This window comes from Rhodanobacter soli (assembly GCF_040548735.1).
Lineage (GTDB): Bacteria > Pseudomonadota > Gammaproteobacteria > Xanthomonadales > Rhodanobacteraceae > Rhodanobacter > Rhodanobacter soli_A.
The window spans coordinates 68,170-92,876 of sequence record NZ_JBEPSD010000002.1 but is presented as its reverse complement, the minus strand read 5'-3'; the positions used below and the strand labels follow the sequence as shown (position 1 = coordinate 92,876).

Genomic DNA, 24,707 nt, shown 5'->3' with positions numbered 1-24,707 from the left:
GGACTCCGTCTTGATGGATCAATCCAGCAGCATACGCCATCGGCCGTGATGTCCGTGGCATAGAATGGCCCACCACCCGCAAGCCAGGCTCCGTCGTGATCCGCTTCGTCGATGTCCACAAGTCCTACCGCGTCGATGGCAAGGACATTCCCGCGCTGCAGCCGTTCAGTCTCGACATCGCCGATGGCGAGGTGTTCGGCATCATCGGCCTGTCCGGTGCCGGCAAATCGACGCTTATACGGCTGATCAACCTGCTCGAACGGCCCAGCGGCGGGCACATCTTCGTGGGCGACACCGAGATGACCGCGCTGGCCGAACCGGCATTGCGCGCGCAGCGGCGCCGCATCGGCATGATCTTCCAGCACTTCAACCTGCTCGCCTCGCAGACGGTGGCGGACAACGTGGCGTTCCCGCTGCGGCTGGCCGGCGAACGCGACGCCGGCGTATTGCGCGCACGCGTCGACGAACTGCTGGCGCGGGTGGGGCTGACCGCGCATGCCGACAAGTACCCGTCGCAGCTTTCCGGTGGCCAGAAGCAGCGCGTCGGCATCGCGCGCGCGCTGGCCAACCGGCCATCCATCCTGCTATGCGACGAGGCCACCAGTGCACTCGACCCGCAGACCACCGCCTCGGTGCTGGAGCTGCTGGCCGAGATCAACCGCGAACTGAAGCTCACCATCGTGCTGATCACCCACGAGATGGACGTGGTGCGCCGCGTGTGCGACCGCGTGGCGGTGCTCGACGCTGGTGTCATCGTGGAGCGCGGCGCGGTCGCCGACGTGTTCCTGCATCCGCGGCACCCCACCACGAAGCGCTTCGTCAACGAGGCGTTGCCGGAAGAAGCGGCCAGCGAACTGGCGCCGTTCGTCCGGGTACCCGGGCGCATCCTGCGCCTGAGCTTCCGCGGCGACGCCACGCTGACGCCGGCGCTGGGCCGCGTGGCGCGCGAGACAGGCGTGGAGTTCAACATCCTCGCCGGGCGCATCGACCGCATCAAGGACCTGCCCTACGGCCAGCTCACCCTGGCGATGCAGGGCGAACGGATGGGCGCCGCGCTGGTTGCGCTGCGCGAGGCCGGCATCGAAATCGAGGAGTTGCACCGATGAACCCGTTGCCGAAACTCTTTCCGAACATCGATGACTGGGGCGAGATCGGCCGTGCCTGCATCGACACCCTGCTGATGCTGGGCGGCTCGCTCGCCCTCACCGTGCTGATCGGCCTGCCGCTGGGCGTGCTGCTGTACCTCACCGGCAAGGGTCAGCTGCGGCCGATGCCGAAGCTCTATGCGATCACCTCGCTGCTGGTGAACATCCTGCGTTCGGTGCCGTTCATCATCCTGATGATCGTGCTGATGCCGGTCACCTATGCCCTGGTCGGCACCAAGCTGGGCATCCGCGGCGCGATCCCGCCGCTGGTGATCGGCGCCGCGCCGTTCTTCGCCCGGCTGGTGGAGACCGCGCTGCGCGAGGTACAGCAGGGCGTGATCGAGGCCAGCCAGGCGATGGGCGCCAGCCTGTGGCAGATCGTGCGCCACGTACTGTTGCCGGAGGCCCGCGGCGGCCTGTTCGCCGGCATCACGGTCACCGCGATCGCGCTGGTCGGCTATACCGCGATGGGCGGCGCGATCGGCTCCGGCGGCCTCGGCGACCTCGCCTACCGCTACGGCTACCTGAGCTACAAGTCCGATTACATGCTGGTCACCGTGGTGCTGCTGATCGTGCTGGTGCAGCTGTTGCAGATGGTCGGCGACCACATCGTGACGCGTTATAAGCAACGCTGATCTGGTTATTTGCGTTTGGCGGCATGGGCGGCCTACTTTCGTTGACCGCCCATGAGAGTCGCCGCCATGAGATTGCTGCTCGCCGCCGTCGCCGCCATCCTGGCCCTGCTCCTGCTGGCCGGCTACGCCGCGCCGAAGTCGTGACGACGCCGAAAGTCATGCTTTACCCATGTTTGTATTTGGCAGTATAGACGGCTTATCATTGTGCGCCGCACAAGTGAATCCGCCATGAAACTGCTGCTTGCCTCCCTCGCCCTGACCCTGCTGTTGCTTGCCGGCTGCTCCGGCTCCGGCAAGCAGGACGACAACGTCCTCACCGTGGCCGCCACCGCGGTGCCGCACGCGGAAATCCTCAAGCAGGCCAAGCCGCTGCTGGCGAAGGAAGGCGTGGACCTGCAGGTCAAGGTGTTCGCCGACTACGTGCAGCCGAACACCCAGGTAGCCGAAAAGAATGTCGACCTGAACTACTTCCAGACCAAGCCCTACCTGGATGCGTTCAACCGCGAACGCGGCACCCAGCTCACCATCATCACCGGCGTGCATATCGAGCCGTTCGGCGCGTACTCGCACAAGTACAAGAGCATCGACCAGCTGCCCGACGGCGCCAGCGTGACGCTGCCGAACGACCCCAGCAACAACAGCCGTGCGCTGTTGCTGCTGGCGAAACACGGCCTGATCACGCTGAAGGATCCGACCGACGAGATGGCCACGCTGAAGGACGTCACCGCGAATCCGAAACACCTGAAGTTCCGCGAGCTGGAAGCGGCGATGCTGCCGCGCACGCTGGACGAGGTCGACCTGGCGCTGATCAATACCAATTACGCACTGGCCGCCGGACTGAATCCCACCAAAGACGCGTTGCTGATCGAGAGCAAGGACTCGCCCTACGTGAACTACCTGGTCGGCCGCCCCGACAACCGGAACGACCCGCGCGTGCAGAAGCTGGCCAAGGTGCTGAACAGTCCGCAGATCAAGGCGTTCATCGAGCAGAAGTACCACGGCGCCGTGCTGCCGGCATTCTGATGTCATGCCGTGCTCCCTCCCCTGCAAGCAGGGGGAGGAGCACAAGCCGCCTCACCCCTGCGACGCGGGGATCTGGAACACCTGGCGCAGATACGCCACGTAGGCCTCGTCCTCGCACATGTTCTTGCCCGGCGAGTCGCTCAGCTTGGCCACCGGCTGGCCGTTGCAGCGGATCATCTTGATCACGATGTTGAGCGGCATGGGGCCCACGTCATTGGTGAGGTTGGTGCCCACGCCGAACGCGAGCTGGCAGCGGCCGCGGAAGTGCGCGTACAGCTGCATCACCTTGGGGATGTCCAGCCCGTCGCTGAACACCAGCACCTTGCTGCGCGGATCGACGCGGTTCGCGCCGTAATGCGCCAGCACCTTCTCGCCCCAGGCGAACGGATCGCCGGAGTCGTGACGGGTACCGTCGAACAGCTTGCAGAAGTACATGTCGAAATCGCGCAGGAACGCATCGAGCCCGTACACGTCCGACAGCGCGATGCCGAGGTCGCCGCGATACTCCTTCGCCCACGCTTCCAGTGCCGCCACCTGCGAATCGCGCAGGCGCGGGCCCAGCGCCTGGTGCGCCTGCAGGTATTCGTGCGCCAGCGTACCCAGCGGAGTCAGGTTGAGCTTGCGCGCCAGCCACACGTTGCTGGTGCCGGCCAACTGCTCGCCCAGCCCCTCGCGCAGCAGGGTCACCACTTTTTCCTGCCACACCCGCGAATAGCGCCGGCGCGTGCCGTAGTCGGCGATCTTGCAGCCGGCGTAGTCCGGCGTGTCGCGCAGCAGTTCGATCTTCGCCTGCAATCGCCGGTGTCCCTCGGCAAGGTCGAGGCCGCCGCTGGTGTTGCGGAAGTACACCTCGTTGACGATCGCCAGCAGCGGCACCTCGAACAGGATGGTGTGCAGCCACGGCCCGCGGATGCGGATCTCGATCTCGCCGTTGGCTGCCGCGGCCGGTGCGATCTCCACGTACTTCTCGTTGAGCTGGAACAGCCCCAGGAAATCCACGAAATCGCTCTTGATGAAGCGCCACGTACGCAGGTAGTCGAGCTCGTCCGGTGCGAAACGCAGCTGGCACAAAGCCTTCAGCTCAGTGCGGATCTCGTCGATGTACGGCACCAGGTCGATGCCGGGCGTACGGCACTTGAAGCGGTACTCGACCTGGGCGGCCGGATACTGGTGCAGCACCACCTGCATCATCGAGAACTTGTACAGGTCGGTGTCGAGCAGCGAGTCGATGATCATCAGTAGCCATGCGGGAACGGGATGGACCATTATCCACGCGAACCGCGGCTTGTTTCGCGCAAAAATAAACCCCATCAGCCAGGGGAGGACTGATGGGGTTTGTCAGGCGGCATCCAGGGGAGGAAATGCCGGCCCCTCAGTGACGCGCTTGTACTGCGCCACTTCCTGTCGCCATCTCGGCGATACGTGGACTTAGTGTGGCCGGCGCCACGTGAGTTCAATGTGCATGTCGAAATGCGTTCAGCTTTCCGACAGGCTTGCTGCAACGGGACGGACAGAAGCGACTCGGGCATCACCACCTACAATTTCTTTACTTCCATGCGGAATCGACCATGAAGCTGTTCGCCACATGCCTGCTCGTGTCGTGCCTGGCACTACTGCCCGCGACGGCCGCCGAGCTGAAAGTCGACCTCGGCCATGGCGTCATCACCTACCGCACCGAAACCCTGCTCAAGCGCCACGACGCGCGCACGATCAGCGTGCCCGACGATGTCGCGTTCCATCGCACGATGCACTACCGCGCCGTACCGCTGGCCGCCCTGCTCGAAGGCATCGGTCCCGACGATCACCTGCAGTTCGTCGCCGGCGACGGCTTCGCCGCCGAGATTCCCGCCACCTTGCTGATGAACACGCAAGGCAGCGAAGCCTGGCTGGCGATCGAAGAGCCGTCACGACCCTGGCCTGCACTGGACAAGAACCGCGGCCGCGCCGGGCCGTTCTACGTCGTGTGGACCCGGCCGCAAGCCGCCCGCGTGGGCCCGGAACAGTGGCCGTACCAACTGGCCCGCATCCGCACGCTGGGCGGCGTGGCCGAGCGCTTCCCGGCGATCCTGCCCGACCCCTCGCTGCCGGCGGACAGCGAAGTGAAACGCGGTTTCGCCGTCTTCCAGCGCACCTGCTTCGCCTGCCACACGCTCAACGGCGAGGGCGATTCGAAGCTCGGCCCGGACTTGAACCTTCCGCACAACCCCACCGAATACCTGCGTGCCGACCTGCTGCGCGCCTTCATCCGCGACCCGCAGTCGCTGCGGCAATGGCCGCAGGCGAAAATGCAAGGGTTCGACACGCACGCGCTGTCCGACGCCGATCTCGACGCCGTGCTGGCCTACCTGCGGCACATGGCCGGGCGCAAGCCGGCGCACTGATACGCAGGCTCAGCTGCGGTCGACGATGCGGCTGATTCGTCCATCGTTGAACGCGAACCCCGAATCGCCCAGCAACTCGATTGCCGCGAACACGTCGTGCCAAGTCAGGGGCTTTGCGGCAGCAGTGCCTGCAACGCCTGTTCGCGCTGCGTCTTCGGCTCGCGCGCCAGCTTGCGCACGCTGGCGTAGAACGCCGGCCAGCGGCGCCCGGCACGCTGGAACAGCACGGCGAACGCCGGCGTCCACTGGTCGTACAGGCCGAACGGCAGCAGCCGCGCATTGTTTATCGGCATGGCGACCCAGGCGTCGTAGCGGTGATCATTCGGCCAGTCGCGATCGCGCCATTGTGCGTAGCGGGCACGGAACGCGGCGATCTCGCGCTGCTTGCCTGCTTCCATCGCCGACTCGCCCGCGCCGCTGGCGTAGAGGGTTTGCAGGCGGGTGCGCAAGTCCAGCACCTGCCGGGTGAAGCCATCGCCCATCGCCCGGGCATGTCCGTCCGGCGGTGGCAGGCCGCACGACCGGCGCCATTCGCGCAGGCCTTCGGTCTGCACGAAGGTCGCGAAGGATTCGTTGAATGCGCTGTCGCCCTTCACGTAGATCAGCTGGTGCGCCAGCTCGTGGAAGATCGTGCCGTCCAGTTCGTCGTCGTCCCAGCGCAGCATGCTCGACAGGATCGGATCGGCGAACCAGCCCAGCGTGGAATACGCCGGCACGCCACCGATCCAGACGTCGTCGCCGCGCGCACGCAGGCGTGCCGCATCCGCCTTCGCATCGGCCTCCCTGAACCAGCCGCGATAGGCGACGCAACCGGCGACCGGAAAACACTGCGGCACGGCTTGCACCGAAAAGCGCGGCGTGGCGAACACGTTCCACACCACGTACGGCCGATCCAGCGCGACATAACCGGTGTAGCTGCGGTTGTCCGGCAGGGCCAGCCGCTGCGAGGCGAAGCGGCGCGCCTGCTGAGCCTGCCGCAGGCGCGCGGCGAGTTCCGGATCGGTGGCCGGGTCGCGCACCAGCTTGCTCACCGCGCGCCGGTGCACGATCAACTCACCCTGCCCGTGCGCCGCCTGTGCGTAATAGCGCAAGCTGCTGCAGGCGCACAGCAAAAGGCCCACCGCCGCGATGACGATGAGCCGTGGAATACGGGTGCGTGACGGCACGAATCCGGGCATGCCCCGATAGTGCCTCAAACCTCAGTGGCGATGATCGCGATCATCACTGCGGGAGCCGCGCCGCTGCCGGTTGCCGCCGCGATAGTCGCTGCGGCCATCGCCATGGCCCCGCCACTGGCCGGCATGGCCACGGTAGTCACGATGATCGCGATAGCCATCATGCCGATAACGCGAGCCGCCGTACCACACGCTGCTTACGCCCACGCTCACGCCGGGCGCATAACAGCAGCCGTAGTAGCCGCCGTAATAGCCATCGTAGTAACCCGGCGCCACATAGTAGGCGTTGCCGCCGTCGCCATAGTAGGCGTCGCCGCTGTAGCCGGAGCCGCGGACGTAGCTGTAGCCCGGGTCGTAGTAGCAGCCCGACAGCGCCGCGGCAGCGACGATCAGCACAAGATTGGCCAACAGGCGTTTCATGATCCGTCTCCATCTGGGAGTTGCGATATCACGCTAGGCCGTGGTGCTTGAACGCGCACTGAGTTCCGGCGCATCGCCCGCCGTCGTTTACCCGCCAGCCATGTATCGCCGTCGCACGGCTCCGGCCACGAAGCCCGCGACAGGCCATCAACCCTTGCGCTTGCCCTGCTCGCCACGTTCCGGTGCCAGCACGCGCGCATCGCTGCCTTCGCCGCCTGAACCGGCTATCGGCGGGTGCAGTTCCATGCTGCCCGGCGCCGGCTGGGCCAGGTTCGCATCCGGCCAGCTGGGTCCCTGTCTCACCCGCTCCTGCTTGGCCTCGAGCAAGGCCTGGATCTTCGCCACAGCGTCTTCCTGGCTGATGTGCTGGATCGGCGCTTCCACCGGCGGGCGTTTGCGCGGGGCCGGCTTTTTCGCGGCGGCGACGGGGCGGGTGGCTGGCCTTGCCACCGGTTTCTTCGCGACCGGTTTTGCTGCCGCGGCCTTCCTGGTTGCAACTGGCTTCGCCACCGGCTTTTTCGCAGCCGCCTTCTTTGCGGCGACCTTCCTGGCCACGGTCTTCTTCGCCACCGCCTTCTTTGTCGCGACCTTCCCGGCTGCGGGTTTCCGTGCGGCCGGCTTCTTTGCCGCGGACTTTTTCACGGCGACTTTCTTCGCCGGAGCCTTCTTCACCGCCGCCTTGCGCGGCGTGGACTTCTTCGCGGCTGACTTTGCGGCGGGCGCCTTTTTGGCGGGTGCTTTCTTTGCCGCGGACTTCTTCGCAGCCGACTTGCGGGTCATAGCCATGCGTTCGTTCTCCTGCGGTGGTCGATGGAACCGTGTCCAGTATGCACGCCCCGGCCGCGGCGGGCATTACGCAGCGCAGGAAACGTTCATCATCGGAAACTGGGCTGCATCAGCGCATTGAGGAAATGCGGCAGCACCCGCGGCTCCGCCAGCAGGGTGAAGACCACGCCGTACGCCGCACCCCACAGGTGCGCGCTGTGGTTGACGTTGCCCTGCCCGCGCCGATCCATGTAGATCGAGTAGCCGGTGTACAGCACCGCGTAGACGATCGCCGGCATCGGAATCACCAGCACGATGATCCGCGACCACGGCGCCAGCAGGATGAAGGCGAACAACACCGCCGATACCGCGCCCGAGGCGCCGAGGCTGCGGTAATCCGGGTTGTTGCGGTTCTTCAGGTAGGTCGGCAGGATCGAGATCACCAGGCCGCCGATATAGAACAGCGCGAAGCCGAACGGCCCCATGCGCGAGGTGAAGAAGCCCTCCATCACCCGGCCGAAGAAGTACAGCGTGATCATGTTGAACAGCAGGTGCCCGAAGTCCGCATGCACCACGCCGTAGGTCACCAGCCGGTGGTATTCGCGCTGGCGGGCGATCGCCGGCGGCCACAGGATCAGGTCGTTCATCAGGCGGCTGTTCTTGAACGCCATGAACGAAACGAGGCAGGTGATGGCGATGATGACCAGGGTGATCGGCATAAGCGATTCCGCGTCGGGCAGCAAAAGCGCACATCTTGGCGCCGCTGCCGCGGCTTGTCGACTTTCCGTTGGCGCAACCGCCAGTCTGCCGACGCTTATGCCTCGCCGCCGCCTCGATATTCCGAAAGGTCACTGCCCGGATCCGCGGCAGGCGGCTATCATTCGGCGCTTTAGGCGGCCGCCAGCCGCCCGATGGATCCCATGACTTCGCTCCGCTATCTGCATCTGGACGTCTTTGCCGCCACCCTGGGCGGCGGCAATCATCTCGGCGTGGTGATCGGCGCGGACGACTGGAGCAGCGCGGCGATGCAGCGCTTCGCGCGCTGGACGGCGCTGGTCGAGACCACCTTCCTGCTGCCGCCGACCGATCCGCGGGCCAGTTATCGCGTGCGTATCTTCACTCCGCACAAGGAAATCCCGTTCGCCGGCCACCCCAGCATCGGCAGCGCGCACGCCGCGCTGGAATGCGGCCTGGCCCAGCCGCTCGATGGCCTGTTGTGGCAGGAATGCGGTGCCGGCGTGCTGCCGATCCGCGTCGAGGGCCGTGGTGCCAGCCGCGAGCTGTTGCTGCAGTCGCCCGGCGAACGGGTGCTGGACACCGGCCGCGACGCCCATCCGTTGCTGGCGGCTACGCTGACCGACATGGAGCTGGGCGTGCTGCCGCCTGCGCTGGTCGACGGCGGGCGGCGCTGGTGGCTGGCCGAGGTGGCGGACGAAGCCGGCCTGCGCGCGTGGCAGCCCGACCACGCGGCGATTGCCGCATTGGCCCGGGCCAGCGACAGCATGGGACTGTGCGCGTTCGCAAGAAGCGATCACCCCGACTACCAGCTGGTGGTGCGCGCGTTTCCGTCCGGCGTCGGCATCGTCGAGGACCCCGCTTCCGGCGCCGCCAACGGACTGATCGCCGCGTATATCGTGCACGCCGAACCGCACGGCCCGCTGGCCCGCGGCTACCGGGTCAGCCAGGGGCGCGAGATCGGCCACGACGCACAACTGATCGTGCACATCGACGGCAACGCGATCTGGGTCGGCGGACGCAGCCACACGGTGATCGACGGCACACTGGAGTGGGCGCCGTAACACCCCGTAGCGGCTATTCGCGTTCGTCCAGACGCGCCCGGCGCGCGGCGACCAGCGCCAGCGCCGACCAGTCCAGCTCCGCATCGCCGGCGGCCAGCGCCTCCAGCATGGCGTCGCGCAGCACGCTGGCGAACGGTAGCGGCACGCGCTGCGCCTCTCCCGCGGCCAGCGCCAGCCCCACGTCCTTGTAGCCCAGCGGCAACGTGAACCCGGCCGGCTTGAAGCGTTGCTCGGCAATCAGCTTGCCGTAGCCCTGATAGGCCGGCGCGGCAAACAGGGTACTGGTCATCACGTCGAGAAAATCCGCCGCGCTGACGCCGTGGGCACGGGTCAGCGCGGTGGCTTCGGCCATGCTTTCGATCGCCGCCGCCAGCATGAAGTTGCCCGCGATCTTCGCCACGTTCGCGCGCTCCGGCGCCTCGCCCAATGGCCACAGCTTGCTGCCCATCGCCTCCAGCAGGGGCCGCACGCGTTCGATGGCGGCGGGCTTGCCGGCCACCAGGATGTTGAGCTTCGCCGCAGCGGCCATGTCCGGACGGCCGAACACCGGCGCGGCGACGTACTCCAGCCCGCGCTTCTCGTGCTCTGCGGCCAGCTCCTGCGCCAGCGCCACCGAGATCGTGGCGTGGTTGACGTGCACGGTGCCGCGATCCATCGCGTCGAGCAGGCCGCCATCGAGGAACACTTCGCGCACCGCCTGATCGTTCGCCAGCATGCTGCATAGCGCCTCGCCCTGCGCAGCGCGGTCGGCGCTGCGCGCCACCCTGGCACCCAGCGAGGCCAGCGGCTCGGTGGCCGCGGCGGAACGGTTCCACACCGTCAGCGTGTGGCCGGCCGCGAGCAGGTTGCTAGCCATCGCGCTGCCCATCGCGCCGAGACCGATGAATCCGACTTTCATGCAGGTGTCCTCACGTCGAAACCGGCGCACAGTGAAGCACGCGGGATATTCAATCCATGCGAAATCCGCCGCGCGCGGGCAGCCTCACACCGCCTGCCCTGCCGCCTGCCCCGAGGCCCACGCCCACTGGAAGTTGTATCCGCCCAGCCAGCCGGTGACGTCGACCACTTCGCCGATGAAGTACAGCCCCGGCACCCGCTTCGACTGCATCGTGCTGGAGGACAGCCCGTCGGTGTCGACGCCGCCCAGGGTGACTTCGGCGGTGCGGTAGCCTTCGGTGCCGCTGGCGGTGATCGGCCAGGCGTTGAGTTGCACGCCGATCTGGTTCAATTCGGCGTCGCGGTACTGGCGCATCGGGCGGTTATCGAACCATTGCTCGCACAAGCGTTGCGCCAGGCGTTTCGGCAGCGCGTCGCCGAGCACGGTCTTCAGTTCCGCCAGCGGCCGCGCCGTGCGCTGCTCGACCAGGTGCGCGCCGGCGTCCCGGTCCGGCAGCAGGTCGATGCGCAGGTCGTCGCCCGGTTGCCAGTAGGAAGAAATCTGCAGGATCGCCGGTCCGCTGATGCCGCGGTGGGTGAACAGCAGGCCTGCGCGAAAGCCTTGCTTGCCGACGCGCGCCTCCACCGCGGGCAGCGCCACGCCGGCGAGATCCTGGTAATGCTCCTGGTGCTTGCCGCTCAGGGTCAACGGCACCAGGCCGGCGCGCGTGGGCAGCAGGGCGTGGCCGAACTGGCGCGCCAGTTCGTAGCCGAAGCCGCTGGCGCCCATGCTGGGGATCGACAGGCCGCCCGAAGCGACCACCAGCGATTCGGCATGCACTTCGCCGCGCGCCGTGTGCACGGCGAAGCCTTCCGGCGTCTTGCGCACGCGCTGCACGCCGCAGTTCGCTTCCACCGTGGCGCCTGAGGCGGCGCATTCGTCCAGCAGCATGCGCACGATTTGCTTGGACGAGTCGTCGCAGAACAGCTGGCCCAGTTCCTTCTCGTGATAGGCGATGCGGTGCTTCTCGACCAGCGCGATGAAATCCCACGGCGTGTAGCGCGCCAGCGCGGACTTGGCGAAATGCGGGTTCGCCGAGAGGTAGTTCGCCGGCGTCGCGCCCGTGTTGGTGAAATTGCAGCGCCCACCGCCGGACATCAGGATCTTCTTGCCGATCTTGTTGGCGTGGTCGACCACCAGCACGCGGCGGCCGCGCTGGCCGGCGGCGATCGCGCACATCAGGCCCGCGGCGCCGGCGCCGATGATCAACACGTCCACTTTCACGAACCGGCATCCTCGCGCCGCCACTGGTCGCGCATTATCACCCGGCCGCATGGCTTACACTTTGGCTCTGTTTCCAGCGAGCCGCCGCCATGCCTTCCTTTGACGTGATCTCCGAAGTCGACAAGCACGAATTGACCAATGCGATCGACCAGGCCAACCGCGAGCTGAGCACGCGCTTCGACTTCAAGGGCGTGGACGCGCAGTACGTGCTGGACGACGGCGTGATCACCCAGAGCGCGCCCAGCGAATTCCAGCTGCAGCAGATGCTGGACATCCTGCGCGGCCGGCTGACCGCGCGGAAGATCGACATCCGCGCGCTCGACGTCGGCGATCCGGAAACCAACCTGGGCGGCTCGCGGCAGAAGATCACCGTGAAGCAGGGCATCGAGCAGCCGGTCGCGAAGAAGCTGGTGGCCGAGCTGAAGGCGGCCAAGCTCAAGGTCGAGGCGCAGATCAACGGCGACAAGCTGCGCGTCAGCGGCAAGAAGCGCGACGACCTGCAGGCGGCGATGGCCGTGCTGCGCAAGTCCGAGGTCGAACTGCCGCTGCAGTTCGACAACTTCCGCGACTGAGCTCAGGTTCTCGACAGCAGCCGGCCGCCCATCGCGGCATTGGCCGCCACCACCACGACCACCGCCAGCGCATGCGTCAGCAGGTCGGTGGCGGCCGCGTCGAACGAGTGGCAGATCTCCAGCAGGCTGGCCGAGGCCGCCGCGCTGGCCAGGCCGATCAGCACCGCGGTCAGCACCGGCCGCAGCGGACAGGCGCGGCGCAGCAGCACGATCAGCAAGGCGGACAGCGGCACCGAAAAGCTGATGATGAAGAGCAGGCAGTCGGCGCTCTGATGCACGCCGGCGAGTTCGGTGCCCGGCGCGATCCACGTGCGCAGGCAGCCGAGGCCGCTGGCACCGACCCACAGCAGGGCGCCGGGCAGCGGCAGCCACGCCCACGCCGCACGGCGCCCCGGCACGCCCAGCGCGAACGCGGCCCACGCCGCGCAGACCGCGGTGATCACCGCACCGATGCCGGCCCAGGCCAGGTCCGGCGTGGCGGCCCAGCGCCGCAGCATCGGGTCCGCGCCGTAATGCATCAGCAACCCGACCGCGAGCGCCATTACCACCAGCAACCAGCCGGCGGTACGCAGCCATGGCGGCAGCAGACGCCGCACCGGCACCAGGTCGGTGCCAAGGCGGTCGATCAATGCCTCATGGGATTGCGGGTCGGACATCACGTCAGGGTTCTCCATGGAAACGTTCGCGCAGTGCCTTCAGCGCACGGTGCAGGTTCACTTTCAGCGCACCGGTGTTGCGTCCGGTCAGCTCGGCCGCCTCGCTGAGCGAACGCTCGCGCAGGCCCAGATGTTCCACCGCTTCGCGCTGCCCCGGCGGCAATTCGGCGATCGCCTCGTGCAGGCGCTGCGCGCGCTGGCCGCTCTCGGCGGCGGCGCTGGCGTCGTCGGCATCCGGGTGCTGGTCGAGCGCGTAGTCGTCGTGCAGTTCGCGGCTGTCGCGACGGCCGCGGCTGCGCAGGGCGTCGATCGCGCGGCGGCTGGCGATCGCGGTCAGCCAGGCATCGTACGAGCGGGCCGGGTCGTAGGTATGGCGCACGCGGTGCACGGTGATCAGGGTCTCCTGCACCACGTCGTCCAGGTAATCCTGCGCCACGCCATGGCGCCGCGCGGTGGCACGGACCAGCGCCACCGAATCGGCCAGCAGCTTCTCGTAGGCCCGCCGGTCGCCGGCCTGCGCCGCCGCCATCCATGCCGCCCGGCGCTGGCCGGGCGATTCGCTGTCGTTCGCCATGGTGATGTCGGCTGGCACGGTCTGGTCGAGACTCGTCCGCAGGGAAAGTCCACTATCTAGACCCATGAAGCCGGTGGCGGTCAAGACTTGCGACATGCTTCGCTCCGCGGCGGAACGCCTGACAGGTATTCGCTGCAGCCGGCGCCGACGTTACTTCGTGCCGGCGTGTAACCCTCGCCAGGGCAACGGCGAATAACCAGACAACCTTCCACGGATGCCCCCCATGCTCGTGTTGATCCTCGCCTATCTCGGCGGCGTACTGACCATCCTCAGCCCGTGCATCCTGCCGGTGCTGCCGTTCGTGTTCGCCCGCGCTGACCGGCCGTTCATGCGCAACGGGTTCCCGATGCTGCTGGGCATGGCGATCACCTTCGCCGTGGTCGCCACGCTGGCCGCGCTCGGCGGCGGCTGGGCGGTGCACGCGAACCAGTACGGCCGCTACGTGGCGATGCTGGTGCTGGCCTTCCTCGGCCTGACCCTGCTGTCGACCCGGCTGGCCGAGTGGATCACGCGCCCGTTCGTGGCGCTCGGCAACCGGCTGTCGCAGCGCTCCGCCACCGACGGCGATTCGGTCTGGGGCGCGGCCGGCCTCGGCGTCGCCACCGGCCTGCTGTGGGCGCCCTGCGCGGGACCGATCCTGGGCCTGCTGCTGACCGGTGCCGCGCTGAACGGCGCCAGCGTGCAGACCACCTTGCTGCTGCTCACCTACGCCGCCGGCGCGGCGACCTCGCTGGGCCTGGCGCTGCTGATCGGCGGCAAGGTGTTCGCGCTGATGAAGCGTTCGCTCGGCGCCGGCGAGTGGGTGCGCCGCGCGCTCGGCGCGCTGGTGCTGTGCGGCGTGGCCGCGATCGCGCTGGGACTGGATACCGGCCTGCTCACCCGCGTCTCGCTGGCCAGCACCGGCGGCATCGAGCAGAAGCTGATCAACGCCGTGCGCCCGGCACCGGCGCCGCAGCGGGCGCCGAAGGCCGGCGAGCCGCTGCCGGTGGAAGGCACGTTCCCGTCGCTGGCCGGCGCCACGCAATGGCTGAACAGCCCGCCGCTGACCACCGAATCGCTGCGCGGCAAGGTGGTGCTTGTCGATTTCTGGACGTACTCCTGCATCAACTGCATCCGCGCGCTGCCGTACGTGCGCGGCTGGGCCGACAAGTACAAGGACCACGGCCTGGTGGTGATCGGCGTGCATGCGCCGGAGTTTGCGTTCGAGAAAGATCCGGCCAACGTGGCCAAGGCCATCAAGGATCTTGGCGTCGACTATCCCGTCGCGCTGGACAACGACTACGCGATCTGGAAAGGCTTCAACAACGAGTACTGGCCGGCGCACTACTTCATCGACGCGCAGGGACAGATCCGCCATCACCACTTCGGCGAAGGCGAATACCGGGAAAGCGAGGACGTGATCCGCCAGCTGCTGGCCGATGCCGGCCAGAAGAACCTGCCCGGCGGCTACGTCAGCGACGACCATCGCGGCGTCGAGGCCGCCGCGTCGAACGATCCCACCCGTTCGCCCGAGACCTACGTCGGCTACGCCCGCGCGATGAACTTCGTCGGCGGCCGGGTGGCGCGCGACGATGCCCGCGACTATCACGCGCCCGCCTCGCTCGCCGCGGACCAGTGGTCGCTCGACGGCCGCTGGACCGTGCACGACGAGAACGCGCAACTGGAGCAGGCCGGCGGCACCATCGTCTACCGCTTCCGCGGCCGCGACCTGCACCTGGTGCTCGGCCCGGCCAGCGGCGGCAAGCCGATCCGCTACCGCGTCACCATCGACGGCAAGCCACCCGGCGCCGACCACGGCATGGACACCGACGCCGACGGCAACGGCACGGTCACCAGTCAGCGGCTGTATCAGCTGGTACGCCAGGCCCACGGCAGCGGCGAGCGACTGTTCGAGATCGAGTTCCTGGATCCGGGCGTGCAGGCGTACGCGTTCACGTTCGGTTGATTGAACCCTGCATGCATCTCCACGGAGGCTGTCATGTCCCGCATCGATGAAACCCTCGCGATGGACCGCCGCCGCTTCCTGCGCGCCGCCCTTGGCGGGGGCGCGTTGCTGGCCGTTGGCGGCGGCCTGCTGCTGCCGCGGCTGTACGCCGCGGCGAGCACGCCGGTGGGCACGCCCGGCGAGGTGTTGCTGGAAATCTTCGACGACGCCGGCCACGACCTCGGCGCGCGCAAGGTGGCGAAGCTGGTGCTGAGCGACGCGCAATGGCAGCAGCGGCTGTCGCCGGCGGCGTACGACATCATGCGCCGCGAGGGCACCGAGCGCGCGTTCAGCGGCGAGCACGAGCGGCCCGCCGTGCCCGGGCTGTTCCGCTGCGTGGCCTGCGCCACCGCGCTGTACGACGCGGCCACCGAGTTCGATTCCGGCACCGGCTGGCCCAGCTTCTGGCAGCCGATCGCGAAGAGCAACGTGATCGAGCGCAGCGACCACAGCTTCGGCTGGGAGCGCATCGCCGTTTCCTGCGCCGGCTGCGACAGCCACCTCGGCCACGTCTTCGACGACGGCCCGCGGCCGACCGGCCTGCGCTACTGCATGAACTCGGTGGCGCTGCGCTTCGTGCCACGCACGACGGCCTGAGCGTCACGACGATGTACGAAAGATGACTCCGCCGTCTTGCGGCTACGGCGGCGTCACACAGGCAGGTGCATATACTGCCGGCGACATCCAATCCACTCGCTGGAGATCGCCCGCATGAAACGCCTTGCCCGATCTACCCTGGCCGTGTTGTCGCTGGCCGCGGCATCGCTGGCCTTCCCGGTGCTGGCACACGCGGCGGACGGTTACGTCACCGGCAACGTCAACCTGCGCGCCGGTCCCGATCCGAGCTATCCGCTGATCGACCTGATCCCGGCGGGCACCGAGGTCGACGTGCTGGGATGCACCGACGGCTGGGAATGGTGCGACGTGATCGCCTACGGCAACCGAGGCTGGGTCGCCGGCAACTATGTCGAATACTTCTACCAGGATCGGCCGGTGCTGCTGCCAGCCTACGGCGCGCAGATCGGCATCCCGATCATTACCTTCGTGATCAGCACCTACTGGGACAGCCACTACCGCGGCAGGCCGTTCTATCGCGAGCGCGAGCGCTGGTACCACCGCCCGGTCGTGCGCCGGCCACCGCCGCCGCCGATGCGCCACCCGTACCGGCCGCCGGTACGTGCATTGAACGACCATCGGTCACCGGGCAACGACCGGCCGCAGCCGCGCCGGGGCAGCACACACGACATGCGCCCGCAGCAGGACCAGCAGCCGCGGCCCTACGAGGACAACCGGCAGCGGCACCCCGCCACCAGCCAGCGTCCACCCACGGCGCCGCAACAGGGCAACGCGGCACGTCCGGTCCGGCAAACCCGGCCGGAAGCGCACGGCGGCAACGCGGCCAGCCAGCAAGGCCATCGCCCGTCGAACGCCGCGCACGGCGAGCCGGCCCGCTCCGGCCATGCCAAGCCGAAATCCGCCGACAAGAAGAACGATCACGGGAATCACGACGGCCATTGATCGCCGTGGCGGCGCCGTGCGCGATCACGGCCACCAGCCGCGCCCCGAGCTGGCGTAGCGGTCGGCCGCGCGCTCGAACGGGTTGCGCGCGCTGACCCCACCGCACAGCAGGTACAGCGGCAGGAACAGCGGGCCCAGCAGCATGTACTGGTAGACGTGCGCGCGTTCATGGTCGGCGAGCGACACCGGCGGTTCGATGCAACGGCCGGCGCGATGCGCGTAGGTGAGGCATGGCGTATCCAGGCGCTCGCCGGTATGCACGATCACGTTGCCCAGGGTCAGCGCCCCGCCGCGCCCCCACGGCCAGCGGCGCACCACCAGCGCCCGTTCGCGCTGCTGCCAGCGCATGCGCGCGCCGAAGGCCAGGCCGGCCACGCCCAGCAGCAAGCCGAGCAGGCTGTTCGGCGAGGTCCACAACATGCCCAGCGCGAGCAGGCTACGCCGCGGCCAGCGTGAAGCGAATGCATCGGGACGTTGCAGCATGTCGGCTCCGCTTGGATTCGGAGGCTCCCGCCGCCATCTTGTCGGCGTGGGCGCCCGGCGCCTGACCTGTTCTCGGAGTGAGTCTGCCATGAGTACACCACTGGCCATCCCCTGTCCGCATTGCGGCGCGCTCAATCGCGTGCCGGCCGAACGGGTCGGCGAGCATCCGAACTGCGGCCGCTGCAAGCAGGCGCTGTTCGAGGGACACCCGGTGGAGCTGACTGCGGCGAACTTCGACGCGATCGCCGGCCGCGGCGACCTGCCGGTGCTGGTGGATTTCTGGGCGCCATGGTGCGGTCCGTGCGTCGGCTTCGCGCCGGTGTTCGTGCAGGCCGCCGGCAAGTTCGAACCGCGCCTGCGGCTGGCCAAGCTGGATACCGAGGCGCAGCCGCAACTGGCCGGGCGTTTCAATATCCGCAGCATTCCCACCTTGATCCTGTTCAAACAGGGCCGCGAGATCGCGCGGCAGTCTGGCGCGCTGAACGCGGCACAGCTGCAGCAGTTCGTCGAGGGCGCGCTGGCGCGCGGCTGATCACAGGGCTGGCTGGCCGGTACCCGCCGCCTGCCAGCGTAGCCAGTCGATCACCGCGGCCACTGCCGCACGCGGTTTTGCGGGCGGCCGCACGATCCAGTACGACGGTCCCAGCGGCACGCTGAGTTCGCCGAACGGGCGCAGCAGGCTGCCGTTCGCCACGTCGTCCGCCGCCAGCCGGTGCCGCGCCAGCGCCACGCCCTGGCCCTGCATCGCCGCGCGCAGCACCAGGTCGGACGAGGTGTAGCGCGCGCCGCCCTGCAGCGAAAGTTTCGCCGGCCCGTGCGCCTGCCGCCACAACTCCCACGCCGCCTGCGGATCGCGATCGTGCAGCAGGCGCAGGCCGGCCAGTTGAGCCGGCCTGGATGGACGTCCGGACGCCTGCCACAGCGCCGGGCTCATCACCGGATACAGCGCGTCGTCCATCAGCGGTTCGGCATGCAGCGCCGGCCACGGCCCCTTGCCCATGCGGATGGCCAGATCGATGCGGCCGTCGTCCAGCGCATCGAGGCGCTGCTCCACCTGCACCGACAGTTCGATCTTCGGATGCGCCTTCTCCAGTGCGGGCAGTCGCGGCAGCAGCCAGCGGATCGCGAACGATGGCGAGGCGGACAGGGTCACCGCATGCGCCGGGCGGGTTTCGCGCAACGCCGCCACCGCCTGTTCGATCTCGCGCAGGCCGGACAGCGTGGCACGACCCAGCGCCTCGCCCTGCGGCGTGAAAACCAGCGCGCCGCGCCCGGCCGCCGTGCGCAGCAGCGGCACCCCCAGCCAGCGATCCAGCTCGCCCAGATGCCGGCTTACCGAGGAGTGCGCCATGCCCAGCTCGCGCGCAGCGGCGCGTACGCCGCCGTGGGCATAGACCATGGCGAAGGCACGCAAGGCGTTCAGCGGCAGCTCGTTCATGGTCGCAATTCTAGACCATAAATCACGCGGCACAGACCAACTTCAGTCCCGAGAATGTACTTCATCCGACCATTAGCGATGAGGTACATGCCATGAATCCGTTGCTCGCCGTGTGCGGCCTGCTCTGCGTGGCCGCGATCACGCCCGGCCCGAACAACCTGGTGGTGCTGCGTGCGGCAGGGCATGCCGGCCTGCGCGGCGCGATGCCGGCGATCGTCGGCATCGTGTGCGGCGGCCTGCTGCTGCTCGCGGTGATGGCGCTGGGTGCGGGCGCGGCTTTCGCCACACACCCGCCACTGCGGCGGTGGGCCGGCGCGATCGGTGCCCTGTACCTGGTCTGGCTCGGGGTATCGCTGTGCGCTGCCGGCATCGCGCCACGACGCGCCGCCGCCACGCCGGCAACCTTGCCGGCCGGAACGCTGGGCCTGATCGGCTTCCAGTTCCTCAACCCGAAAAGCTGGGTGATCGTGCTGACCGTGCTGGCGGCGATGCCGAGCACCGGCCTGCGCGATTACCTGCCTCTGGCCGGACTGTTCGTGCTGATCCCCACCCTGTGCCTGCTGCTGTGGGCCGCGCTGGGCGCGTGGCTGGCCCGCTGGCTGGTACGCCCCACGGTCCGCCGCGCCGTCGACATCGCGATGGGCGCCCTGCTGATGGCCTGCGCCTTCCTGTTGCTGATCGAACCCTGATTCTTTGGCTCACCGGAGATACCGAAATGACCACCTTCCACACGACTCCCGCCCGCCGCGTGCTGTGCCTTGCCGGCAGCCTGCGCCGCGATTCCTGGAACCGCACCCTGCTGCAGGCGGCCGTGGCCCAGGCACCGGCGACGCTGCAACTGGACGTCTACGACGCGCTGTCCGCCGTGCCGCTGTTCGACGAGGACCTGGAGCAGCGCGAACCGGCCGGCCCCGCCGGCGTGCAGGCGCTGCGCGCGGCGATCGCCGCCGCGGACGGCCTGATCATCGCCACGCCCGAGTACAACCATGCCATGCCCGGCGTGCTGAAGAACGCGCTGGACTGGCTCTCGCGCGAAAGCCCCGCGGGCGAGGTGCTGTCGGAAAAACCCGTCGGCGTACTCGGCGCCAGCAGCGGTCCGTGGGGCACGCGCCTGGCGCAGGCCTCGCTGCGCCAGGTGCTGCATACCTGCGGCGCCCTGGTGATGCCCACCCCGACCCTGTTCGTGGCGAATGCGGCCAGCCGCTTCGATGCGGGCGGCGCGCTGACCGACCTGTCCATCGCGCAGTCGCTGCAGGATTTCACGCTGGCGTTCGAGCGATGGATGGAGCGCATGGCGCCGTCATTCGGCAGGCTGGAGTCCGCGGTGGTGGCACGGCGCTGACCGCGATCACCCATGCCTTTACGCACACCCCCACCACGGCGCGGCCGGTTAAGCTTGCCGCTTTCGCCCGCGAGGAAAAACCGTGCGCAAGTCCCTGCAATCCGTCCTGCTGGCGGCCTTCGTGCTGGCCGGGTCCAACATTGCCCCGGCCTTCGCCGGCGACACCCACAAGCCGGCGGCGCCGGATGCGGCCAGCAGCGATGGCTTCCAGCTGCCGCCGCTGCCTGCCGACGCGCACGTGACGCAATCGGCCTCGGTGGACGGCCGCACGCTCAAGTACACGGTCACCGTCGGCTCGCTGCCGGTGCGTGACGACAAGGGCAAGACCACCGGCGAAGTGGTGTTCACCGCCTATACCATGGCTGGCAAGGAACGACCGGTGACTTTCGCGCTCAACGGCGGTCCGGGCGCCTCGTCGGTGTACCTGAACCTCGGCGCGATCGGACCGAAGAGGGTGAACTTCGGCGTCGAGGGCGACAACCCGTCCGACCCGGCGACGCTGCACGACAACCCCGGCACCTGGCTGGGCTTCACCGACCTTGTGTTCATCGATCCGGTGGGCACCGGCTACAGCCGCGCGCTGGTCGACGACAAGGAAGCGACCAAGCAGTTCTACAGCACCGACAACGACATCCAGTACCTGTCGCGCATCGTCTACGACTGGCTGGTCAAGAACGGCCGCATGAGCTCGCGCAAGTATCTGGTCGGCGAGAGCTACGGCGGCTTTCGCGGACCGCGCATCACCGAGTACCTGCAGACCCGGCTCGGCGTGGCGATGAACGGCGTGGTGCTGCTGTCGCCCTATCTCGACCCGGCGGCATCGGACGACGAGAACGTGTCGCCGCTGCCGTGGATGCTCACCCTGCCCTCGATTGCCGCCGCGCACCTGGAGCGCGAGCACAAGCTCAGCGCCGCGGCGATGGCGCCGATCATCGAGTACACCCGCGGCGAATACGCCAGCGACCTGATGCGCGGCCGCTCCGACCCGCAGGCCACCGATCGCGTGGTGAAGAAGGTCACCGAGCTGACCGGGCTGGATCCGCTGTTCGTGAAGCGCTCCGGCGGCCGCATCGAGACCCAGGCCTATCTGCGCGAGGTATATCGCGCCGAAGGCAAGCTGGGCAGCCGCTACGACTCCAACGTCACCGCCTGGGACCCGTTCCCGTACGCGCCGCACCAGCAGACCGGCGATCCGATCCTCAACGGCATCATCGCGCCTACCACCACGGCGATGGTCAACTTCGTCACCCAGACGGTCGGCTGGAAATACGACGGCCGCTACAACGCGCTCAGCTACGAAGTGAACAAGCTGTGGCACGAGGACGAGGATGCGAACAAGGGTTCGGTGTCGCAACTGCGCGAGGCGGTCGCCAACGATCCGGGCCTTCGCGTGCTGATCGCGCACGGCTGGGACGACCTGTCCTGCCCGTTCATGGCCTCGGTGCTGATCGTCGACCAGATGCCGGCGATGGGCGACCCGACCCGCGTGCAGGTGAAGAACTATCCCGGCGGCCACATGTTCTACGCGCGGGCGGACAGCCAGGCCGCGCTGACCGGCGACGTGAAGGCGTTGTACGGCGTCAAATGAGGTAACCCGCCGCAGGCCTGGATGCGCGCGCCCGCCTCGCGCTCAGCGCGCGAGCGTGCTGGCGCGCACCAGGTATTGCACGCTGAACATCCGTTGCGGGTCGGTCCACACGCGCTTCACGGCCAGCCCGGCGCGTGCGGCCAGCGCGGCGAAGTCCTCCAGCGAATACTTGCAACTGTATTCGACCTGGATCGCCTCGTCGGCGCGGAACGGCACGTTCACGCGGCCGACTTTGACCTGCTGCTCGCGGCGGCTGACGAGGTGCGTCTCGATGCGTCCGGCCATCGGGTTGTAATGCGCGCGATGCGCGAACGCCGACAGCTCGAAGTTGCTGCCGATCTCGCGGTTCAGCCGCGCCAGCATGTTCAGGGTGAACTCGGCGGTGACGCCGGCGCGGTCATTGTAGGCCGCCTCGATCAGCGCGGGATCCTTCTTCAGGTCCACACCGATCAGGATGCCGCCGGCATCGCCCATCTCGTTGCGCATCTTGCGCAGCAGCACGGCGGCTTCGCGGTTCTCGAAATTGCCGATGGTGGAGCCGGGGAAATACAGCACGGTGCGCCGCGGCGCGCGTGGCGGAATCGGCAGTCGCAGCGGCTTGCTGAAATCCGCGCACAGCGGCTGCAGCGGCAGCTGCGGGAACGCCGCCGCCAGCCGCTCGACGCTTTGCCGCAGCGGCTCCGGCGAAATCTCCACCGGCACGTAGGCCACCGGCGCATGCAGGTGTTCGAGCAGCATGCGGGTCTTGTGCGCATTGCCGCTGCCGTACTCGACCAGGCGCACGTCGGCACCGAGTTCATCGGCGATGCCGGGCGCGTGCTCATCCATCAGCGCGGTCTCGCAGCGCGTGAGGTAATACTCCGGCTGCTCGCAGATTCGCTCGAACAGCATCGAGCCGCGCTCGTCGTAGAACAGCCACGACGGCAGCCGCTTGGGCTTCGCGCCGAGGCCGCGCTGGACGACTTCCAGAAGATCGCTTGATGGCGGACGACGGTCGTCGTCGCTGATGCCAAAAGGTTGCACGCTGCTCATCGGTCCTGTCCCAGTCGTAGCCCAGCAAACTGCCAGCGGGCCTGGGGTGGAAAGAAATTGCGGTAACTGGCGCGAATATGGTCGCGCGGGGTGGCGCAGGAACCGCCGCGCAACACCCATTGTCCGCACATGAATTTGCCGTTGTACTCGCCCAGCGAACCGGGCAGCGGGCGGAAGCCCGGGTAGCTGACGTAGGGCGAGGCGGTCCACTCCCACACGTCGCCGTACAGCTGCAGCAGGCCGCTGTCGCCATGTGCCGCACACGGCTGGAAGCGCTGCGCGTCCTGCAGGTTGCCGTCGATCGCGACGCCCTGCGCCGTCGATTCCCACTCGGCCTCGGTGGGCAGCCGCGCGCCGGCCCAGCGCGCGAACGCCTCGGCCTCGTAATAGCTGAGATGGCACACCGGTTCGTGCGGATCGAGCGCGCGCACGCCGGCCAGGGTGAATTCGCTGGCCAGGTCGTCCTGCCAGTAGATCGGATGCTGCCAGCCCTCGCGCTGCAGCGTGGCCCAGCCGTCGGACAGCCACAACCCGGGTTCGCGGTAGCCGCCTTCGCGCACGAAGGCCAGGTATTCGGCATTGGTCACCAGGCGGTTGGCCAGTGCGTGCGGCTGCAGCAGGGTGCGGTGGCGCGGGGTCTCGTTGTCGAACGCGAAGCCCTCGCCACGATGACCGATCTCGACGATGCCCTCGCGGCCATCGACGAAGCGCAGCGGCACGGCTTTCGCGTCTGCCGACGCGGCAATCGGCGCGCGATAGGCCGGCTGCAACGGATTGCACCAGAACGCGTGCTTGATGTCGGTCAACAGCAATTCCTGATGCTGCTGTTCGTGCTGGAGACCCAGCTCGACCAGCCCGGGCAGCTCTGCATCGTCGGCGCGGTTGAGCAGTTCGCCTACCGCTTCGTCGATGTAACGCCGGTAATCGCGCACCTCGTCCAGCGACGGCCGCGACAGCAGGCCACGCTGCGGCCGTGCGTGCATCGGCCCGACCGACTGGTAGTAGGAGTTGAACAGGTAATGCCAGGCCGGATCGCGCGGCCGATAGGCCGGGTCGTGGCCCAGCACGAACTGCTCGAAGAACCAGCTGGTATGCGCCAGGTGCCACTTGCCGGGACTGGCGTCGGGCATCGACTGCAGTTGCAGATCCTCGGCGCTGAGGCTGGCGCAGAGTTCCAGTGTCCGTTGCCGCACCTGCAGGAATCGGGCCGCGATACCTGCAGGTGCGGAGGCGTGCCAGGTCGTCATCGCAACTCCCTGGGCACGGCCGGCAAAGCGGCCGCGTTGCGTGAGGTGTCGGGGGCTTTGTCGATCAAAAACATGTCATCAAGCATGCCGCGTCAACCGTTCACTTCTTGTGATATGAAGATGGCAGATACTTTGCAGCGGCCGTCCCCCATGCCCGTGCCGATGCTGGCCGGCATGCCGACCCCGTGACTGAATTCACGGTACGCGTATTACCCGAAACAGACGAGGTAACGCCCATGAAAACGATCCTCCCCACCCTGTTGCTCGCTCTCGGCGTCGGCGTCGGTGCCGCGCAAGCCGCCGAGACGGTACCCGCCCGATCACCGCTGCATACGGCCGATTGCATTGACACTACCCAGATCAACGAATGGCACATCGTGGACGCCCGCACCGCCATCGTGCGCACCGGTCCCAAACGCTACCTGGTGACGTTGCAGAGCGACTGTCCGCGACTGGGTACCCCTCCGCCCGGGCTGATCTTCCGCGCCAACCCATCCAATACCGTCGTCAATCGCAGCCGCATCTGCGGCGAGGTGGGCGAGACCGTGCACTCACGCTACCAGCCACCGTGCGCGATCCAGTCAGTCAGCAAGATCGACAAGGACCGCTTCGATCAGCTCAGTGCCCGCGCCATACGTCATGGCAGCGGCGCCGAGCAGCCGACGACCGTGCCTGCCCATTGAACGGATGCAACGCCAGGTTGCGCTGAAAAACGAAGGGTCCGGCATGCCGGACCCTTCGTATCGGATGTGGTGGCGTGGCCGCCGGG

At 68.0% G+C, this 24,707-nt stretch carries 27 protein-coding genes and 1 pseudogene; 14 read left to right on the top strand and 14 right to left on the bottom strand.

Going from position 1 to position 24,707, the window contains the following annotated elements; genetic code table 11:
- The first annotated feature begins 95 nt into the window (after positions 1-95).
- From ABIE04_RS11255 to ABIE04_RS11245, 3 genes are all read left to right on the top strand, one after another.
- Positions 96-1,106 (top strand): methionine ABC transporter ATP-binding protein, encoded by a 1,011-nt coding sequence (locus ABIE04_RS11255; RefSeq protein ID WP_354550077.1) that lies wholly within the window; start codon positions 96-98, stop codon positions 1,104-1,106.
- Positions 1,103-1,780 carry a methionine ABC transporter permease gene (locus ABIE04_RS11250; protein ID WP_354550075.1) on the top strand — a complete coding sequence of 226 codons (678 nt, stop codon included), beginning with the start codon at positions 1,103-1,105 and terminating at the stop codon, positions 1,778-1,780. Before ABIE04_RS11255 ends, ABIE04_RS11250 begins: the two co-directional genes overlap by 4 nt.
- Positions 1,781-2,008: 228 nt before the next feature.
- Positions 2,009-2,803 (top strand): MetQ/NlpA family ABC transporter substrate-binding protein, encoded by a 795-nt coding sequence (locus ABIE04_RS11245; RefSeq protein WP_354550073.1) that lies wholly within the window; start codon positions 2,009-2,011, stop codon positions 2,801-2,803.
- Positions 2,804-2,854: 51 nt separating this feature from the next.
- Here ABIE04_RS11245 and pncB read toward each other — a convergent pair whose 3' ends face one another.
- Positions 2,855-4,039: a nicotinate phosphoribosyltransferase gene (gene pncB / locus ABIE04_RS11240; RefSeq protein WP_354550071.1), complete on the bottom strand. Its 1,185-nt coding sequence runs from the start codon at positions 4,037-4,039 to the stop codon at positions 2,855-2,857.
- A 332-nt stretch (positions 4,040-4,371) separates the two neighbouring features.
- On the opposite strand from pncB, the gene ABIE04_RS11235 reads away from it, so the two are divergent.
- The gene (locus tag ABIE04_RS11235) at positions 4,372-5,184 is read left to right on the top strand and encodes a cytochrome c (protein ID WP_354550069.1); all 813 of its coding nucleotides are present in this window, start codon (positions 4,372-4,374) and stop codon (positions 5,182-5,184) included.
- Positions 5,185-5,288: 104 nt separating this feature from the next.
- Here the strand turns inward: ABIE04_RS11235 and ABIE04_RS11230 are convergent, their stop codons facing one another.
- The 5 genes and pseudogenes from ABIE04_RS11230 to ABIE04_RS11210 all read right to left on the bottom strand — a co-directional run bounded on the left by ABIE04_RS11230 (position 5,289) and on the right by ABIE04_RS11210 (position 8,263).
- Positions 5,289-6,362 (bottom strand): aminopeptidase, encoded by a 1,074-nt coding sequence (locus tag ABIE04_RS11230; protein ID WP_354550067.1) that lies wholly within the window; start codon positions 6,360-6,362, stop codon positions 5,289-5,291.
- A gap of 21 nt (positions 6,363-6,383) precedes the next feature.
- On the bottom strand, positions 6,384-6,779 hold the full coding sequence (locus tag ABIE04_RS11225; RefSeq protein WP_354550065.1) for a hypothetical protein: 396 nt from the start codon (positions 6,777-6,779) through the stop codon (positions 6,384-6,386).
- Between the two features lie 147 nt (positions 6,780-6,926).
- Entirely contained in the window at positions 6,927-7,082 is a 156-nt protein-coding gene (locus tag ABIE04_RS11220; protein WP_354551488.1) for a hypothetical protein, read from the bottom strand.
- Between the two features lie 36 nt (positions 7,083-7,118).
- Positions 7,119-7,559: pseudogene (locus tag ABIE04_RS11215) on the bottom strand (histone H1-like repetitive region-containing protein); the annotation flags it as partial.
- Positions 7,560-7,654: 95 nt separating this feature from the next.
- On the bottom strand, positions 7,655-8,263 hold the full coding sequence (locus ABIE04_RS11210; protein ID WP_354550063.1) for a rhomboid family intramembrane serine protease: 609 nt from the start codon (positions 8,261-8,263) through the stop codon (positions 7,655-7,657).
- A gap of 201 nt (positions 8,264-8,464) precedes the next feature.
- Here ABIE04_RS11210 and ABIE04_RS11205 point away from each other — a divergent pair, with 201 nt between their 5' ends.
- Positions 8,465-9,343 (top strand): PhzF family phenazine biosynthesis protein, encoded by an 879-nt coding sequence (locus ABIE04_RS11205; RefSeq protein WP_354550061.1) that lies wholly within the window; start codon positions 8,465-8,467, stop codon positions 9,341-9,343.
- A gap of 13 nt (positions 9,344-9,356) precedes the next feature.
- On the opposite strand, the gene ABIE04_RS11200 is transcribed toward ABIE04_RS11205, so the two are convergent.
- Positions 9,357-10,241: an NAD(P)-dependent oxidoreductase gene (locus ABIE04_RS11200; RefSeq protein ID WP_354550059.1), complete on the bottom strand. Its 885-nt coding sequence runs from the start codon at positions 10,239-10,241 to the stop codon at positions 9,357-9,359.
- Between the two features lie 84 nt (positions 10,242-10,325).
- Positions 10,326-11,555 carry an NAD(P)/FAD-dependent oxidoreductase gene (locus tag ABIE04_RS11195; protein ID WP_436410380.1) on the bottom strand — a complete coding sequence of 410 codons (1,230 nt, stop codon included), beginning with the start codon at positions 11,553-11,555 and terminating at the stop codon, positions 10,326-10,328.
- A 38-nt stretch (positions 11,556-11,593) separates the two neighbouring features.
- Here ABIE04_RS11195 and ABIE04_RS11190 point away from each other — a divergent pair, with 38 nt between their 5' ends.
- Positions 11,594-12,076, top strand: a complete 483-nt coding sequence (locus ABIE04_RS11190; protein ID WP_354550055.1) for a YajQ family cyclic di-GMP-binding protein — start codon at positions 11,594-11,596, stop codon at positions 12,074-12,076.
- 2 nt (positions 12,077-12,078) lie between these two features.
- Here the strand turns inward: ABIE04_RS11190 and ABIE04_RS11185 are convergent, their stop codons facing one another.
- Both ABIE04_RS11185 and ABIE04_RS11180 read right to left on the bottom strand, forming a co-directional pair.
- Positions 12,079-12,732: an NrsF family protein gene (locus ABIE04_RS11185; protein ID WP_354551437.1), complete on the bottom strand. Its 654-nt coding sequence runs from the start codon at positions 12,730-12,732 to the stop codon at positions 12,079-12,081.
- Positions 12,733-12,736: 4 nt separating this feature from the next.
- Positions 12,737-13,402 (bottom strand): RNA polymerase sigma factor, encoded by a 666-nt coding sequence (locus ABIE04_RS11180; RefSeq protein WP_436410379.1) that lies wholly within the window; start codon positions 13,400-13,402, stop codon positions 12,737-12,739.
- Positions 13,403-13,529: 127 nt separating this feature from the next.
- On the opposite strand from ABIE04_RS11180, the gene ABIE04_RS11175 reads away from it, so the two are divergent.
- From ABIE04_RS11175 to ABIE04_RS11165, 3 genes are all read left to right on the top strand, one after another.
- On the top strand, positions 13,530-15,251 hold the full coding sequence (locus tag ABIE04_RS11175; protein WP_354550053.1) for a cytochrome c biogenesis protein DipZ: 1,722 nt from the start codon (positions 13,530-13,532) through the stop codon (positions 15,249-15,251).
- A gap of 33 nt (positions 15,252-15,284) precedes the next feature.
- Positions 15,285-15,887 (top strand): peptide-methionine (R)-S-oxide reductase MsrB, encoded by a 603-nt coding sequence (gene msrB / locus ABIE04_RS11170; RefSeq protein ID WP_354550051.1) that lies wholly within the window; start codon positions 15,285-15,287, stop codon positions 15,885-15,887.
- A gap of 114 nt (positions 15,888-16,001) precedes the next feature.
- On the top strand, positions 16,002-16,808 hold the full coding sequence (locus ABIE04_RS11165) for an SH3 domain-containing protein (RefSeq protein WP_354550049.1): 807 nt from the start codon (positions 16,002-16,004) through the stop codon (positions 16,806-16,808).
- 24 nt (positions 16,809-16,832) lie between these two features.
- Here ABIE04_RS11165 and ABIE04_RS11160 read toward each other — a convergent pair whose 3' ends face one another.
- Positions 16,833-17,291 carry a hypothetical protein gene (locus ABIE04_RS11160; protein ID WP_354550047.1) on the bottom strand — a complete coding sequence of 153 codons (459 nt, stop codon included), beginning with the start codon at positions 17,289-17,291 and terminating at the stop codon, positions 16,833-16,835.
- Positions 17,292-17,379: 88 nt separating this feature from the next.
- On the opposite strand from ABIE04_RS11160, the gene trxC reads away from it, so the two are divergent.
- On the top strand, positions 17,380-17,823 hold the full coding sequence (gene trxC, locus ABIE04_RS11155) for a thioredoxin TrxC (RefSeq protein ID WP_354550045.1): 444 nt from the start codon (positions 17,380-17,382) through the stop codon (positions 17,821-17,823).
- On the opposite strand, the gene ABIE04_RS11150 is transcribed toward trxC, so the two are convergent.
- Positions 17,824-18,729 carry a LysR substrate-binding domain-containing protein gene (locus tag ABIE04_RS11150; RefSeq protein WP_354550043.1) on the bottom strand — a complete coding sequence of 302 codons (906 nt, stop codon included), beginning with the start codon at positions 18,727-18,729 and terminating at the stop codon, positions 17,824-17,826. It abuts the gene before it with no gap.
- Positions 18,730-18,821: 92 nt separating this feature from the next.
- Here ABIE04_RS11150 and ABIE04_RS11145 point away from each other — a divergent pair, with 92 nt between their 5' ends.
- The 3 genes from ABIE04_RS11145 to ABIE04_RS11135 all read left to right on the top strand — a co-directional run bounded on the left by ABIE04_RS11145 (position 18,822) and on the right by ABIE04_RS11135 (position 21,659).
- Positions 18,822-19,418, top strand: a complete 597-nt coding sequence (locus ABIE04_RS11145) for a LysE family translocator (RefSeq protein WP_354550041.1) — start codon at positions 18,822-18,824, stop codon at positions 19,416-19,418.
- Between the two features lie 26 nt (positions 19,419-19,444).
- Complete coding sequence (locus ABIE04_RS11140) at positions 19,445-20,071, top strand: NADPH-dependent FMN reductase (protein ID WP_354550039.1); 627 nt, start codon at positions 19,445-19,447, stop codon at positions 20,069-20,071.
- Between the two features lie 82 nt (positions 20,072-20,153).
- Positions 20,154-21,659: a S10 family peptidase gene (locus ABIE04_RS11135; protein WP_354550037.1), complete on the top strand. Its 1,506-nt coding sequence runs from the start codon at positions 20,154-20,156 to the stop codon at positions 21,657-21,659.
- 42 nt (positions 21,660-21,701) lie between these two features.
- On the opposite strand, the gene egtD is transcribed toward ABIE04_RS11135, so the two are convergent.
- Both egtD and egtB read right to left on the bottom strand, forming a co-directional pair.
- Positions 21,702-22,691 carry an L-histidine N(alpha)-methyltransferase gene (gene egtD, locus ABIE04_RS11130; protein WP_354550035.1) on the bottom strand — a complete coding sequence of 330 codons (990 nt, stop codon included), beginning with the start codon at positions 22,689-22,691 and terminating at the stop codon, positions 21,702-21,704.
- Positions 22,688-23,938: an ergothioneine biosynthesis protein EgtB gene (egtB, locus tag ABIE04_RS11125; RefSeq protein ID WP_354550033.1), complete on the bottom strand. Its 1,251-nt coding sequence runs from the start codon at positions 23,936-23,938 to the stop codon at positions 22,688-22,690. The genes egtD and egtB overlap by 4 nt, the downstream gene beginning before the upstream one ends.
- 236 nt (positions 23,939-24,174) lie before the next feature.
- Here egtB and ABIE04_RS11120 point away from each other — a divergent pair, with 236 nt between their 5' ends.
- Entirely contained in the window at positions 24,175-24,621 is a 447-nt protein-coding gene (locus tag ABIE04_RS11120; RefSeq protein ID WP_354550031.1) for a DUF6491 family protein, read from the top strand.
- Positions 24,622-24,707: the final 86 nt, after the last annotated feature.